Origin of the sequence: Paraburkholderia sp. GAS448 (assembly GCF_050435685.1) — a bacterium.
In the GTDB taxonomy this organism is placed as follows: Bacteria; Pseudomonadota; Gammaproteobacteria; order Burkholderiales; family Burkholderiaceae; genus Paraburkholderia.
Genome location: NZ_JBNDKT010000003.1, coordinates 188,749 through 203,341, shown reverse-complemented (window position 1 = coordinate 203,341; position 14,593 = coordinate 188,749). Strand labels below are relative to the sequence as shown.

At 65.5% G+C, this 14,593-nt stretch carries 14 protein-coding genes; 3 read left to right on the top strand and 11 right to left on the bottom strand.

Annotation, left to right across the window (positions count from 1 at the left end; genetic code table 11):
* Nucleotides 1-49: 49 nt before the first annotated feature.
* Complete coding sequence (locus P3T23_RS07355; protein WP_429315521.1) at nucleotides 50-964, bottom strand: helix-turn-helix domain-containing protein; 915 nt, start codon at nucleotides 962-964, stop codon at nucleotides 50-52.
* A 110-nt stretch (nucleotides 965-1,074) separates the two neighbouring features.
* Between P3T23_RS07355 and P3T23_RS07350 the strand changes: the two genes are divergently transcribed.
* Nucleotides 1,075-1,620, top strand: coding sequence for a hypothetical protein (locus tag P3T23_RS07350; protein ID WP_429315520.1), 546 nt, complete (start codon nucleotides 1,075-1,077; stop codon nucleotides 1,618-1,620).
* A gap of 17 nt (nucleotides 1,621-1,637) precedes the next feature.
* Here the strand turns inward: P3T23_RS07350 and P3T23_RS07345 are convergent, their stop codons facing one another.
* Entirely contained in the window at nucleotides 1,638-3,026 is a 1,389-nt protein-coding gene (locus tag P3T23_RS07345; protein ID WP_429315519.1) for a DHA2 family efflux MFS transporter permease subunit, read from the bottom strand.
* Nucleotides 3,027-3,119: 93 nt separating this feature from the next.
* Nucleotides 3,120-4,337: an aminotransferase class I/II-fold pyridoxal phosphate-dependent enzyme gene (locus P3T23_RS07340; protein ID WP_429315518.1), complete on the bottom strand. Its 1,218-nt coding sequence runs from the start codon at nucleotides 4,335-4,337 to the stop codon at nucleotides 3,120-3,122.
* A 117-nt stretch (nucleotides 4,338-4,454) separates the two neighbouring features.
* On the opposite strand from P3T23_RS07340, the gene P3T23_RS07335 reads away from it, so the two are divergent.
* Entirely contained in the window at nucleotides 4,455-5,306 is an 852-nt protein-coding gene (locus P3T23_RS07335) for a LysR substrate-binding domain-containing protein (protein WP_429315517.1), read from the top strand.
* Between the two features lie 48 nt (nucleotides 5,307-5,354).
* Here P3T23_RS07335 and P3T23_RS07330 read toward each other — a convergent pair whose 3' ends face one another.
* Complete coding sequence (locus tag P3T23_RS07330) at nucleotides 5,355-6,020, bottom strand: hypothetical protein (protein WP_429315784.1); 666 nt, start codon at nucleotides 6,018-6,020, stop codon at nucleotides 5,355-5,357.
* 76 nt (nucleotides 6,021-6,096) lie between these two features.
* Between P3T23_RS07330 and P3T23_RS07325 the strand changes: the two genes are divergently transcribed.
* Nucleotides 6,097-6,228, top strand: a complete 132-nt coding sequence (locus P3T23_RS07325) for a hypothetical protein (protein ID WP_429315516.1) — start codon at nucleotides 6,097-6,099, stop codon at nucleotides 6,226-6,228.
* A gap of 195 nt (nucleotides 6,229-6,423) precedes the next feature.
* Here P3T23_RS07325 and hutG read toward each other — a convergent pair whose 3' ends face one another.
* From hutG to hutH, 7 genes are read right to left on the bottom strand one after another with little or no spacing between them, the layout of a single operon-like run.
* Complete coding sequence (gene hutG / locus P3T23_RS07320) at nucleotides 6,424-7,239, bottom strand: N-formylglutamate deformylase (RefSeq protein WP_429315515.1); 816 nt, start codon at nucleotides 7,237-7,239, stop codon at nucleotides 6,424-6,426.
* A 37-nt stretch (nucleotides 7,240-7,276) separates the two neighbouring features.
* A complete protein-coding gene (locus P3T23_RS07315) occupies nucleotides 7,277-8,671 on the bottom strand; it encodes a formimidoylglutamate deiminase (protein WP_429315514.1) in 1,395 nt (464 codons plus the stop codon).
* Nucleotides 8,672-8,704: 33 nt separating this feature from the next.
* The gene (gene hutI / locus P3T23_RS07310) at nucleotides 8,705-9,928 is read right to left on the bottom strand and encodes an imidazolonepropionase (RefSeq protein ID WP_429315513.1); all 1,224 of its coding nucleotides are present in this window, start codon (nucleotides 9,926-9,928) and stop codon (nucleotides 8,705-8,707) included.
* Between the two features lie 60 nt (nucleotides 9,929-9,988).
* Entirely contained in the window at nucleotides 9,989-10,609 is a 621-nt protein-coding gene (locus P3T23_RS07305; protein ID WP_429315512.1) for a HutD/Ves family protein, read from the bottom strand.
* Nucleotides 10,609-12,297, bottom strand: a complete 1,689-nt coding sequence (gene hutU, locus P3T23_RS07300) for a urocanate hydratase (RefSeq protein ID WP_429315511.1) — start codon at nucleotides 12,295-12,297, stop codon at nucleotides 10,609-10,611. Before hutU ends, P3T23_RS07305 begins: the two co-directional genes overlap by 1 nt.
* 32 nt (nucleotides 12,298-12,329) lie before the next feature.
* Nucleotides 12,330-13,025 (bottom strand): histidine utilization repressor, encoded by a 696-nt coding sequence (hutC, locus tag P3T23_RS07295; RefSeq protein WP_429315510.1) that lies wholly within the window; start codon nucleotides 13,023-13,025, stop codon nucleotides 12,330-12,332.
* A gap of 18 nt (nucleotides 13,026-13,043) precedes the next feature.
* Nucleotides 13,044-14,570 (bottom strand): histidine ammonia-lyase, encoded by a 1,527-nt coding sequence (gene hutH, locus P3T23_RS07290; RefSeq protein WP_429315783.1) that lies wholly within the window; start codon nucleotides 14,568-14,570, stop codon nucleotides 13,044-13,046.
* Nucleotides 14,571-14,593 lie beyond the last annotated feature (23 nt).

Here is a 14,593-nt window from a genome sequence, read left to right as displayed (position 1 = left end):
GAGCGTCGCGATGACCGGAGCAACAGGCGTCCCGACAAACGGCGCTCACTCATGCGTTGTGCACCCTGCTTTGCGCACCGGCCCGCCAGGCGCGCGGGCTGACGCCGAACTCTGCACGAAACGTGTGATTGAAATTCGATATGTCGTTGAAGCCGCTGTCCAGCGCGATCTCGACGATTTTTGCCGTATCGTCTGCCAGCCGCAGCGCCGCTGCGCGAAGGCGCGCGCGCAGCACGTATTGATGTGGCGTCACGCCGGTCACCTGTTGAAAGGTGCGCAGGAAATGGAATTCGCTCATGCATGCCGCGCGCGCCAGACCGCTGAGCGTGTGGGAAGCATCGGGCGTGCCGTCGATCATGCGCACGATCTGCGCGACGCGCGACCAGGCCGCGGGCGTCGGCTTCGGCATACGGCGCGTGCCTTCCTGAGTCGCCTGCAATGTGGCCCCGGCCAGTTGAACGACCAGTTCATCCCAGGCCGGCTGTGTTGCCGTCCCGCCCCCCGCTGCGCCGGCGCAGGCCCGCGCAATCAGCGGCGACAGCACCCGCAAGGGCGGAATGCGCAGACGGCGGAAATCCAGATCGCGGCTGCCGAGGCCAGCGTCTGCGGCCAGCCGCTCGAACCAGGCGGGCGTGTAGCGCACGGACAGGCAGCGGTCACCCGCGCCGTGTCGATGTCCGCACTCGAAACATTGGCCCGTGTTGCCGAGCAGCAGTGAACCCGGCGTCAGCAGTTCACACCCGACATCCGCGCGGCACGTGAACGAACCGGCAACCACCATTGCGATGCACACGTCCGTGTGCTGTTCCTCGAACGGGTGATCGTGTGGGCCGAAGGTGCACAGCATGTCGTGGATCGCCCAGCCGTCGCCCGCCGCGACGGGACGCGCGGTAGTCCGCCCACGACCGCCTGCGAGCGCACGCTGCTCGAGCGCCTGTTCCAGATCTGCGGCAATTTTCCCCAAGATGTCACCTCGCCCGGGTCCGTATGATTGTTTTATCACATCGGCAACGAACGCGGTTTTGCTGCGCCGCGCGCGTGTCGATGAATTCTTCACACGACGGAGCACGCAGGATGAACCTCAGCGAAGCGAACCTCGAACAGGGCTTTTTTCCGGCGCTCGCCGCGCCCGGCCGCGCAGCCGATATTCCCGAAGCCGACGATGTCTACGGATGGCTCGTCGGGAGCTGGGAACTTGACGTCAGGCACTACCGCGTCGACGTCGCCGCACAACACATCAAGGGCGAGAGCCATTTCGCCTGGGTGCTCGAAGGCCGGGCGGTGCAGGACGTATGGATCATGCCGCCGCGCAGCCAGCGCACGCCTCGCCTCGATGCAGGCGACGACATGTACGGCACGACGCTGCGCATCTGGGACGCAACGCTGCGTGCATGGCGCGTCACCTATCTCAACCCGGCGACCGGTCAGCGCGACGAGTTGATCGGACGGCGCGTCGGCCACGACATCATCCAGGTCGGCGCGCACGCGGACGGCACGCCGATCCGCTGGAATTTCACGGATATCGCCAGCGATTCCTTCCGCTGGACCGGCGTTGCGCTCGAACCCGATGGCGTGACGTGGCGGCTCGAAGCCGAATTCCTTGCCCGGCGCATGCGGTAAGAGGTGAGACCGGCGCGCTATCGTTGCCGCAGTTCCGCCCCTTCGTCATGCGAAAGCTGCACGAAGAAAAACAGCGAACACAGCGTCAGCATGCCGACCACCACGAAGGCCGGCGAGAAGTCGCGCGCCGTCAGATGGGCGGCGCTGCCGCCGTGCAGGTGCGCGGTCAACGCGAGCAGCGACGCGCCGAACGCAACGCCGACGCTGATCGACAGTTGTTGCGCCATGCTCGACAGCGCAGTAGCGCGGCTCATTGTCGGCTTGGGCACGTCGGAGTAGCCGAGCGTGTTGAGCGTCACCATCGCGAGCGAGTTGAACAGGCCGCCGAACAGCAGCACGACGAAGATCAGCAGATGCGGCGTCGTGGGCCGGAACAGCCCGTAGCAGGCGTAGAACGTGCCGGTCAAGAGGGTCGCGCCGATCAGCAGCCGGCGAAAGCCGATGCGTCTGATCGCGGACGTCATCACGGCGCGCACGCTGAGCGAGCCGATTGCCGTCGCCACGCTGAGCGAGCCCGACTGCAGCGGCGAAAGCCCGAAACCGAGTTGCAGCATCAGCGGCAGCAGGAACGGCGACGCGCCGATGGCAATCCGCAACGGCATCCCGCCGACCACCGCCGTGCGATATGTCTTGTAGCGCAGGATGCCCGGATCGATGATCGCGCGTTCATTCCGCCGGCTATAGCGCCAGTACGCCAGCAACGACAACGCACCGATGCCGATGAACGCGAACGTCACCATCTGCGGCACGAGCCCCCGGCCGGCAGTATCGAGACCGCCGACCAGCCCAACGAGGCCGGTGGACAGCAGGATGAAACCGGCAAGGTCGAAGCGTTCGTGGAGCGGCTCGTGGCTATCGTCGACGAAGGCGCACGCCATCATCACGCCCAGCACGCCAAACGGCACGTTGAGCAGAAAGATCCAGCGCCATGACGCAATGGTCACGATCAGGCCGCCGAACAGCGGCCCGGCGACACGGCCGACCGCGCCAGGCACCGTGAACCAGACCATCGCCGCGACCATCCGCGCGGGCGGCACGTTACGCAGCAGGATCAGCCGGCCGACGGGCACCATCATCGCCCCGCCCATCCCCTGCAGCACGCGGAAGAGGACCAGTTGCCCCAGCGACCCCGCGAGCCCGCACAGCGCCGAGCCTGCGGAAAAGAGCGCGATCGCCGTGCAGAACACCCGTCGAGCGCCGAAGCGGTCCGCCAGCCAGCCGCTGGCGGGCAGGAACACCGCGAGACTCAGCAGATAGGAAGTAATCGCCAGGTTCAGATGCAGCGCTTCGACATCGAGCGAACGCGCAATCGACGGCAACGCCGTCGCCATGATCGACGTGTCGAGGTTTTGCAGGAACAGTGGAGCGGCAACGATGAGAGGAATGAGTCGGGCGCGATCGGTCATGCGCTCTTTTACCGCAAATGCTCACGTGCGGGAAGATTTGCGCGATCCACCCTTCTGTTCGCTATCGCTTCGCCTGCCGCTCCATGACAGCCTTCAGCGGCGTGTCTCTTCGATCGCCTTCAACAGCGACAGCGCAATGCCCCGCGCCGCCTCGCGCACCTCGTCGAGCGAAGGAAACGACGGCGCGATACGCAGATGGCTGTCATCAGGATCGATGCCATAGGGAAACGCCGCGCCCGCGGGCGTGAGCACCAGCCCGGCTTCAGCAGCCAGTGTGACGGTCCGCTTCGCGAGCCCGCGCGGTGCGTACAGGCTGATGAAGTAACCGCCCTGCGGCTCATTCCACGACACATCCGGCACGCCGCCGAGCCACTCATCGAACGTCGCCACGACCGCGTCGAACTTCGGCTTCAACAAGGCGCGATGACGCTCCATCAAACGCATGAGCCCCGCCCGGTCGCGCAACAAACGCACATGACGCAACTGGTTCAGCTTGTCTGGCCCGATAGAGCGAATCGACACACGCTGTTGCCACCACGCGATGTTCCGCTGCGATGACGCAAGAAATGCAATCGCGGCACCCGCAAAGGTGACCTTCGACAACGAAGCGAACACCAGCGCGCGATCCGCATGGCCGGCTCTCTCGCATGCCTTGAGGATATCGGGCGTCGTGTGATGGTGTTCGGTCAGGTGATGAAAGCGGTATGCGTCGTCCCACATCAGGCGAAAATCGGCCGCGGCGGTTTGCATCGACGCGAGGCGCTGCACCACCTGCGCCGACCAGATCGCGCCCGTCGGGTTGCTGTAGAGCGGCACGCACCACATGCCCTTGATCGAAGCATCGTCACGCACCTTGGCTTCGACGAAATCCATATCCGGGCCGTCGTCGTTGAACGGTACAGCGATCATCCGGATGCCAAGCGCTTCGCAGATCGCGAAATGCCTGTCATAGCCCGGCGCGGGACACAGAAACGCGATGTCGTCATGCCTGCGCCACGCGTCGCCACCGGGCACGCCCGAGAGCATCGCGAACGCGAGTGCGTCGTGCATCAGCTCGAGGCTCGAATTGCCGGCGGCCACCACCTGTGCAGCCGGCACGTCGAGCAGGTCCGCGCCGAATTCGCGCGCTTCCGGCAAACCCAGCAGGTGCCCATAGTTGCGGCAATCGATGCCATCGCGCGACACGAACCCTACCGTGCCCGCTTCGTCGAGCAGCGCGCGCGACAGATCGAGCTGCGCGGCAGAAGGCTTGCCGCGCGACATGTCGAGGCGCATTCCCAGTTTCTTGAAATCTTCGTAGGTCATCGGCATTGCGTGAGTCTCCGGCCGCGCTTGCGGCATATCGTTGAACTGCCGCCAGTATGCGGGCCGCCCTAGGTTCAGACAAACGCGTTATATTGAATCTTTCGATCAGTTTTTCTGATACCGATGAAAGCACTCGATCTCGACGTTCTCTCGATGGTGGTGGCGATCGCCGACGCCGGCAGCTTCGTGCGCGGGGCGGCGCTTGTGCATCGGTCGCAGTCGGCGTTGAGCATGCAGATCCGCGCGTTGGAAGATGCGCTCGGCAAGCCGCTTTTCGTGCGCGGCCCACGCAGCGTCACACTGACCCAGGACGGCCAGGTGCTGCTCGCCTATGCGCGCCGTATGCTCGCCTTGCGCGACGAAGCATGGGCGTCGATGGTTCATCCCGAGGTGAAAGGCCGGGTGTCGATCGGTGTGCCGGACGATTACGCGTCGTCGTTGCTGCCTGCGGTGCTGCGCAAGTTTTCGGCGACGTATCCGAAAGTCGAGATCCAGGTGATGGGTCTGCCGAGCCACGCGCTCGCGCCGCTCGTGCGCGACAACAAGGTCGATCTTGCCTGCGTCACGCGCATGAAAGGCTTGAGCGGCGACTTTATCCGCTTCGAGCCGATGGTCTGGGCCGGCTCGGCAGGCGGACGGGAAATCTGGAAGGAGCGGCCATTGCCGATTGCGCTCTTCGGTGCCGGCAGTGTCGCGCGGGCCAATGCGATCCATGCGCTGGAGCGCGCGAAGATCGCTTACCGCACGTCGTATGAAAGCCCGAGCCTGATGGGACTCTTCAGCATGGTCGAGGCCGGACTTGCGATTGCGCCGCTCGCGCGATGCGCAGTGCCGCAGCATTTCGTGCAGCTGGGTCGCCCCCATGGGCTGCCGAAGCTCCCGGAACTCGAGATCGTACTGGCGCGCAGCGCGCGCTCGAACCGGCCGCCGTGTGACTTTCTCGCCGAACAGATCCTGACTGAACTGCGGCTTTAAACGCGCGCGCCTGGGCAATCGGGGGCGGTCAGTCTCTGTCGGTGCCGCTCAGTCGCCATCGCCAAGCCGGTTCAGCAGTTCCTGCAGTTTCTCCACATGCCGCAGCAGCAGATCGCGGTGCTTTTCGATCTGTTCAAGACGGCCTTCCAGGTCCGCATGGACATGACCGTCGAGATCCGTGGCGGCCAGCACGTCCTCGACTTTGGCGCGAACCACGCTGAGTTCGACAGGCGGGTGACTCAAATAGCGTTCGAAGCGTCGCACGTCCTGCACCGCAAGATCGCGGACCTTGCGAAAATGCGCGTGACGCCGGTGCGCCTCGGCATCGAACGCTTCCTCCTCCGCGCGTCGCGAAGCGCCCGGTTGCCTGAAGATCGGCTCGGGCGGACGCAGCACCGATTTCTTGCGGACGGGATGGGCCGTGCCGCGAAAGCGCGTAAGCGGCGCCTCGTTGTCGATCGCGGCGCGCGCATCGGCGGGAATGTCGCCCTCTTCATGCGGCGTGTCCATCCAGCCCGCCGGCAGACCCGTCACGGCCTCCACACCGCGCACGAACTCTTCGCTGAACTCGCGCTGGCCGGACAGCATCAGCTTCAGATAGCTCGCGGAAAACGTCATCATGCGCGCGAGCCGCGTCACAGCTCCCACCTCGCGGGTCAGCACCGCAAGGTTCGCCCGCCAGACCGGGAGCTGGGATTCTTCGGAATCTTCCATCGATGAGTCGTCCATCTTTTCTCGCCCGATGTTGTCGTGACGCCACTGCGCGGCCGGTACCGCAGGCGTCGTCTTCATGAAGGGTAGTCGCTTCGCCGTGCTGCGCGCAACCCGCACGTATGGCGTGTGCACACCGACGCGCGCGGCGCTGCAAACGCCGGATCGACGGCGTTACCCGTTGACCCGTCTAACGGAGCAGCGTTCCTGACAGACTGAAGGATGGTGTAACGGCGTGCGGCACGCGGGGAGCGCCAGCCCGAGCGGGTTGGCGCGCTATATGCTTGTGTTTCCCCTGATCTGGCAACCGCGCAGGAGGCGCCGCTTGCGGCGCGCTCCTCGAAGCACATCGGGACAGGCCGCGAGACGCGCGGCGACATGCGCCGCGCAGCGGCTTTCCCGGGCCTCAGGCCGCCGCGACCCGCGCCAGCGCGGTCTTCAGCAGTGCCTCGAGTACCGGCTGCACCTTCGCGGCGAGCGCATCGTCATACGAATACGGCATCTGCTCCTGCATGTAGGTAATCTGCGACAGTTCGAGCTGCACCGCGTGCACGCCCTGCTCCGGCTGGCCATGCTGACGCGTGATGTAACCACCCTTGAAGCGGCCGTTGGCCACCGCCGTATAGCCGCCGCCATGGGCCTCGACGATCGCCGCGAGTTCGTCGGCGAGCCCCGCTGCCGCGCTCGCGCCGTTCGCCGTGCCGAGGTTGAAATCCGGCAGGCGCCCTTCGAAGAAGCGCGGCACGTGCGAGCGGATCGAATGCGCCTCCCACAGCAGCACCTTGCCGTGCTTCGCCTTCAGCGCCGCGAGTTCGCTCTCGATCGCGTTGTGGTACGGCTTCCAGTATGCGTCGCGGCGACGGGCGACTTCGGCGTCGTCGGGCAACTGGCCGTCGCGATACAGCGGCTCCTTGTCGAACGTATCGACGGGCAGGAGGCCCGTCGTATCCTGCCCCGGATACAGGTTCGCGCCATCGGGCGGACGGTTCAGGTCGATGACATAACGCGCGTAGGTCGGCGTCAGGATTGATGCGCCGAGGTTTTTGGCGAACGCGTAAAGGCGGTCGAGATGCCAGTCGCAGTCGTCGGTGCGCGCGGCGACCGGAGTCATCGTCGCGGCGATGTCGTCCGGGATGCGCGTGCCCAGATGCGGAATCGAGATCAGAAGCGGCAGGCTTCCCTGGTGCAGCGAGAAGACCGGTGTGGAGTTCGATGCAGTCATGTGAGTCCGGGTTCAGTTCGTTCGATCGACCGTTCGATCACTTCAGCAGGTCGGCGAGCGCGACGCGGTATTGCGCGTAGGCGCGTTCTTCGTCGCGATGCCGGCGATTGTCGACGAGTTTCTCGCCGCCCGCATACACGTCGCGAACCGGCGATTCGCCATGCTCGCAGAATACGACACCCGAGAGCCAGCTGTCAGGCGCATGCCCGGCGATGCTCGCATGATCGGCATCGAGCACGAGCCAGTCGGCGCGATAGCCGGGTTGCAACGCGCCGACCGGGCGGCCGGTTGCACGCGCACCGCCGTCCAGCGCAGCGGCGTACAGGCGATCGGCGACATGGGTTGCCTCTGCGGAGGCCAGCACATTGCGTTGACGGCGTGAGAGCCGCTGACCGTATTCGAGCAGACGCAGTTCCGAGCGCCAGTCGACACCGATATGGCTATCGGAGCCGACACCGAACCGCCCTTTCGCTTCGAGATACTCCTGCGCCGGGAAAATACCGTCGCCGAGATTCGCCTCGGTCGTAAGACACAGACCGGCGATCGCGCCGCTCTTCGCGAGCGCGACGGTTTCACTGGCGTCGACGTGCGTTGCATGCACGAGGCACCAGCGTGAATCGACATCGAAACGGTCGAGCAGCCATTGCACAGGCCGCGCGCCTTCGGTTTCGAGGCAGGCGTCGACTTCGGCGGTCTGCTCGGCGATGTGGATGTGCACGGGCGCGCCGGGCAGCATCGCGTCGAGGCCCCCGAGCACGGCGCGCAGCGAATCCTCCGACACCGCGCGCAACGAATGCGGCGCCACGCCGTAGCGCAGCGACGCATCCTCACCGCGCGCGTGGCGCAATTTTCCGAGCAGATCGAGAAGGCTGTCCGGCGTGTTGATGAAGCGCTGCTGGTCGGCGCGCGGCGCGCGCGAACCGAATCCGCTGTACTGGTACAGCACCGGCAGCATCGTTATGCCGATGCCGGTGTGCTTCGCGGCATCGACCACGCGCTGGGCCAGTTCCGCCGGGTTCATGTAGCGCGTGCCGTCGGGCGTGTGATGCACGTAGTGAAACTCGCACACCGACGTATAGCCCGCCTTCAGCATCTCGATGTACAGCCATTGCGCGATGGCCCCGAGCCCTTCCGGGGAGATACGCGCGGCGAAGCGGTACATCAGGTCGCGCCAGCTCCAGAAGGTGTCGGTGGCATTCGCGCGATATTCGGTGAGGCCGGCCATCGCACGCTGGAACGCGTGCGAATGGAGATTCGGCATGCCGGGCAGAACAGGGCCCGCCGCATACGCGACACCCGGGGTTGCCGCGGTGCTGTCGGGCGTCACCGCCGTCAGCATGCCATCGGCGTTCCATTCCAGCAGCACGTTGCGCCGCCAGCCGCCCGGCAGATACGCGTATTCGGCGAGCAGCGATTGATTCGATTGAGTCATCTTCGGACCTCGAGGGTGGTCAGGACGGCGGGTCTACGCGTGATCGCGCCGCGTATGGACAGTTTCGCCCGCCCGTACGACACGCGCACACAGCGGCCGGCCGATCCAGTATGCGAGCTCCGCGAGCGTATCGACGGACCACACCGCGAAATCGGCCGAGCGTCCTGCTGCAAGCGTACCGTGGCGCTCCGCCTGGCCGAGCGCGCGCGCTGCGTGGCAGGTCACGCCCTGCAACACTTCGGGGACCGTCATGCGGAACAGCGTGGTCGCCATGTTCATCATCAGCAGGAGCGAGGTGGCGGGCGACGTGCCAGGATTGCTGTCGGTGGAGATGGCGATCGGCACGCCGTAGCGGCGCAGCAGATCGATCGGCGGCAACTGCGTCTCGCGGATGAAGTAGTACGCGCCGGGCAGCAGTACGGCGACCGTGCCCGCTTCCTTCATCGCGGCAACGCCTGCTTCGTCGAGAAATTCGAGGTGATCGGCCGAGAGCGCGCGATGACGTGCGGCAAGCGCCGTGCCGCCACCATTCGACAGCTGCTCGGCATGCATCTTCACCGGCAGCTTGCGACGCTCCGCCGCTTCGAACACGCGCTCGCTCTGCGCAAGCGAGAAGCCGATGCGCTCGCAGAACACATCGACCGCATCGACGAGGCCTTCATCCGCGAGCGCGGGCAGCATGCGGTCGCAAACTTCGGCAATGTAGTCATCGGCACGTCCGGCGAATTCCGGCGGCAACGCGTGCGCGCCAAGAAACGTCGTGTACACCGATACCGGATAGCGCTCGCCAAGCCGGCGCGCGACGCGCAACATCTTGCGCTCGCTGTCCAGGTCGAGGCCGTAGCCAGACTTGATTTCGACGGCAGTCACGCCTTCGGCGAGCAGCGGTTCAAGCCGCGCGGCCGACTGGCGGAACAAGGCGTCTTCGTCGGCGGCACGCGTGGCGCGCACCGTCGACACGATGCCGCCGCCCTGCCGGGCGATCTCTTCGTAGCTGACGCCCGCGAGCCGCTGGGCGAATTCGTCGGCGCGCTGGCCGCCATACACCAGATGCGTATGGCAATCGACGAGACCTGGCGTCACCCACGCGCCGCCGAGGTCTTCGCGCGGCCAGGCCGCATATTCCGTGGGAAGTTCGTGTGCGGCGCCGAGCCATGCAATCTGGCCGTCGCGCACGGCGATCGCCGCGTCGGCGATCGTCTGGTTGGGGTCGCCCTGCGGGCAAAGTTTCAGGTGATGCCAGACGGTTTGCTTCATCGCTTGCTCATAGCCGTGTGGGGCGAAATACGCGGTCTCGACACAGCGAGGCCGCGTCCGTCATGCGTAGCGGATGCCGATCGCGAGCAGCGCGCCGGTGCCGCCCGTCGTGCAGTGCAACGCCTGCGCGGCGTCAGCCCTGTCGATACGCATCGTATCGTTGATATCCAGCCGAATCGGAGCGGCATCGCCGACTGTCACCGCGATCGGGCCTTCGGCGCAGAACAGCAGCGCGACGTCGGCCGACAACGTGTGTTCACCGTCGCCGCGCCATAGCTCGACTTCGCCCGCGGCCGCGCCACGACGCAGCATCAGGTTGAAATCGCGCGTCGGGCCATCGACGAGCCGCGCAACGATGGCGGCTTCGCCCTTGAAGCGCGCGATATCGAGCGGTTGCTTCAGCGCATGCGTATAGCCTTGCGCGTCATCGAGCAGCATGCCCGCGCCGGACAACAGCACGAGCGTCCGGTCGATGCCCGCAAAGCGTGAGAATGGACCCGGCTGCGCTACGTCGGCGACGCTCACGCGCCACACGAACGTATCGAGACCGGCGCCTTCCGGCCAGGCCGCCACTTCGCGCGTGACGCCGCCGCCGTTCTTCCACGGCGACGCCACGAGATCGACGCCGCGTATCAGCGTCGTGTGCGGCGTAGCGCTCATCGCCACGTTCGCTGCCGTCATCAGCGACCGAGCATCGGCAGCTTGAGACCGGCCTCGCGCGCCGTTTCCTGCGCGAGTTCGTAGCCGGCATCCGCGTGACGCATCACGCCCGTCGCCGGATCGTTGAACAGCACGCGGCCGAGACGTTGCGACGCGGCCTCGGTGCCGTCCGCCACGATCACCACGCCGGAGTGCTGGCTGAAGCCCATGCCGACGCCGCCGCCGTGGTGCAGCGAGACCCACGTCGCGCCACCCGCGGTGTTCAGCAGCGCGTTCAGGAGCGGCCAGTCGCTGACGGCGTCCGAGCCGTCCTTCATCGATTCCGTTTCGCGATTCGGGCTTGCGACCGAGCCGGTGTCCAGGTGGTCGCGACCGATCACGATCGGCGCCTTCAACTCGCCGTTCCTGACCATTTCGTTGAACGCCTGACCGAGGCGATAGCGATCCTTCACGCCAACCCAGCAGATCCGTGCCGGCAGACCCTGGAACGCGATGCGTTCGCGCGCCATGTCGAGCCAGTTGTGCAGGTGCGGATCATCGGGAATCAGTTCCTTGACCTTCGCATCGGTCTTGTAGATATCTTCCGGATCACCTGACAGCGCCACCCAGCGGAACGGCCCCTTGCCTTCGCAGAAGAGCGGACGGATATACGCCGGCACGAAGCCCGGGAAATCGAAGGCATTTTCGACGCCCATTTCCAGCGCCATCTGACGGATGTTGTTGCCGTAGTCGAGCGTTGCGGCGCCGCGTTCCTGCAGCGTCAGCATCGCCTGCACCTGAACGGCCATCGATTGCTTCGCCGGCGTCACGATGGTGTCCGGCACGGTCTTCTGACGCTCGCGCCAGTCTTCGACATTCCAGCCTTGCGGCAGGTAGCCGTGGATCGGGTCATGCGCGCTGGTCTGGTCGGTCACGCAGTCCGGCGTGATGCCGCGCGTCACGCATTCCGTGAACACGTCCGCCGCATTGCCGAGCAGACCGATCGAAACCGGCTTGCCCGCCTTCTTCGCTTCTTCGAGCATCGCGAGCGCTTCGTCGAGCGTCTTCGCCTTCCGGTCGACGTAGCGGGTCTTCAGGCGGAAGTCGATGCGCGTCTCGTCGCATTCGACGGCGATCATCGAGAAGCCGGCCATCGTCGCTGCGAGCGGCTGCGCGCCGCCCATGCCGCCGAGGCCGCCCGTCAGGATCCAGCGACCCTTCGGGTCGCCGTTGAAATGCTGGTTCGCCACCGAGAAGAAGGTCTCGTACGTACCCTGCACGATGCCCTGGCTGCCGATATAGATCCAGCTGCCGGCCGTCATCTGGCCGTACATCATCAGGCCCTTGCGGTCGAGTTCGTGGAAGTGTTCCCACGTCGCCCAGTGCGGCACGAGGTTCGAATTCGCGAGCAGCACGCGCGGCGCATCGGCGTGCGTGCGGAACACACCGACCGGCTTGCCGGACTGGATCAGCAGCGTTTCGTCGTCGTTCAGGTCTTTCAGCGACTTGAGGATCTGGTCGAAGCAGTCCCAGTTGCGCGCAGCGCGGCCGATACCGCCGTACACGACCAGCGCGTGCGGATGTTCGGCCACTTCCGGATCCAGGTTGTTCTGGATCATGCGGTACGCGGCTTCCGTCAGCCAGCTCTTGCAGCTCTTTTCGCTGCCGTGCGGCGCGCGGATCGTGCGGGACGGGTCGAGACGCGGATCGATGTGTTTCGGGTTGTTCATGTTGGTGGCCCTCAAATGCCCAGAGAGAAAGTTCAGAAGTGTCCGGTGAAGCGATAACGGCTGCCGGGGTGCCAAAGATTGGCCACCGAAGCGACCATGCCCTGCGACCAGGTGCGTCGATGCAGCACCAGACAGGGCTCCAGTTCATCCATCGTCAGGAGCGTACGGGTATCGGCGTCGGCTGCCAGTGCCTCGATCCTGTACTCGACGCGTTGCAGCGGTGCGACACGCACGAGATACTGGTTCGGCGTGGTGACGGTGAAATCCTGCAGCGCGTATTCAGGCGCGACAGCAGGGTTCACCCAGCGTTCTTCCAACTGCACCGGCTCGTCGTTTTCGAAATGCAGCACACGCGAGTGAAACAGCGGGTTACCCGCGTTGACCTGCATTTCTTCGGCGAGCGCCTCGTCGGCGATCGTCGCGCCGACGTGCAGCACGTTCGCCTGATAGCGATGACCGCGCGCGACGATCTCATCGGAAATGCTGCGGATCGAGACGAGCGTCGATTCATACTTCGGCCGCGCGACGAAAGTGCCCGAACCCTGCACGCGCGTGAGCACCTGCTCCGACGTCAATTCGCGCAGCGCGCGGTTGACCGTCATGCGCGCCACGTTGAACTCGCGTGCAAGTTCGTTTTCCGATGGGACCTGGTCGCCCTCCGCCCATTCGCCCGCGTGGATGCGGGCGAGGATGAAGTCCTTGATCCCCTGATAAGCCGGTGCGTTCATGCTGGTGGCAGCGTTGCCTTACTGTTGTTCAGAAGCGAACGAGAGCGGCGAGTGCGCGGCAATCGTGCCGTTCTGCACGAGGCGCGTGATCGCAGCGATGTCCGGCGCGAAGTAGTGATCGAGTTCGTAGTGCGCGACTTCGTTGCGCACCGTCTGCATCACGCGCTGCAGGCTCGGGCTCGTCTTGTGCGGCGCGCGCAGATCGACACCCTGGGCAGCCGCGAGCAGTTCGATCGACAGGATGTACGCGGTGTTTTCGGCCATGTCGGCGAGCTTGCGCGCGGCGAAGGTTGCCATCGACACGTGGTCTTCCTGGTTCGCGGAGGTGGGCAGCGAATCGACCGAAGCCGGATGCGCAAGCGTCTTGTTCTCGGATGCGAGCGCGGCAGCCGTCACGTGCGCGATCATGAAGCCGGAGTTCACGCCGCCATCGCGGACGAGGAACGGCGGCAGGCCCGACAGCGTCGCGTCGATCAGGAGCGCAATGCGGCGTTCGGCGAGCGCGCCGATTTCGGCGGCGGCGAGTGCCAGGTTATCCGCTGCGAACGCGACCGGCTCGGCGTGGAAGTTGCCACCCGACAGCACTTCGCCGGTGTCCGGGAAAATCAGCGGGTTGTCGGAGACGGCGTTCGCTTCGATCAGCAGCACGTCAGCGGCGTGGCGCATCTGGTCGAGACACGCGCCCATCACCTGCGGCTGGCAGCGCAGGCTGTACGGGTCCTGCACCTTGTCGCAGTCGGCGTGCGAGACATTGATTGCCGAACCTTCCAGCAGCGAGCGATACGCCGCTGCGGCTTCGATCTGGCCTTGATGGCCGCGCAGCGCGTGGATGCGGTGATCGAACGGCTTGACCGAACCCATTGCTGCGTCGACCGACAGCGCACCCGAGACCAGCGCCGTGCGATACAGGTCTTCGATCGCGAACATGTTGTAGAGCGCGAGGGCCGTCGAGGCCTGCGTGCCGTTCAGGAGCGCGAGACCTTCCTTGGCCTGCAGCGTGAGCGGCTTGAGGCCGGCAATGCGCAGGCCTTCCGTCGCCTCGGCACGCTCGCCCCGAATGAACACTTCGCCGATGCCGAGCAGCACGCCCGACATATGCGCGAGCGGCGCGAGGTCGCCCGAGGCGCCGACCGAGCCCTTCACCGGGATCACCGGCAGCACGTCGGCATTGAAGAGGGTAATCAGCGCGTTCATCACTTCGCGACGGATACCCGAATGACCGCGGCCAAGGCTCGACAGCTTCAGCGCCATCAGGAGACGCACGACGGGACGCGACATCGGTTCGCCCACGCCGACAGCGTGCGACAGGACCAGATTCCGTTGCAGCAGTTCGAGCTGGTCGCGCGGAATGTGCGTGCTGGCGAGACGGCCGAAACCGGTATTGATGCCGTAGGCCGGCTCGCCCTTCGCGGCGATGTCCGCGACGGTCCTGGCGCCGGCGTCGATCGCGGCAAAGCTCGCGGGGTCAAGCTGAAGCGTGACCTGCTCACGGGCGATCTGGCGCAGTTGCGGAAGGGTCAGGTAGCCGGGCGTAAGAATCATGATGGAGTGTCCTGTCTATACAAGTG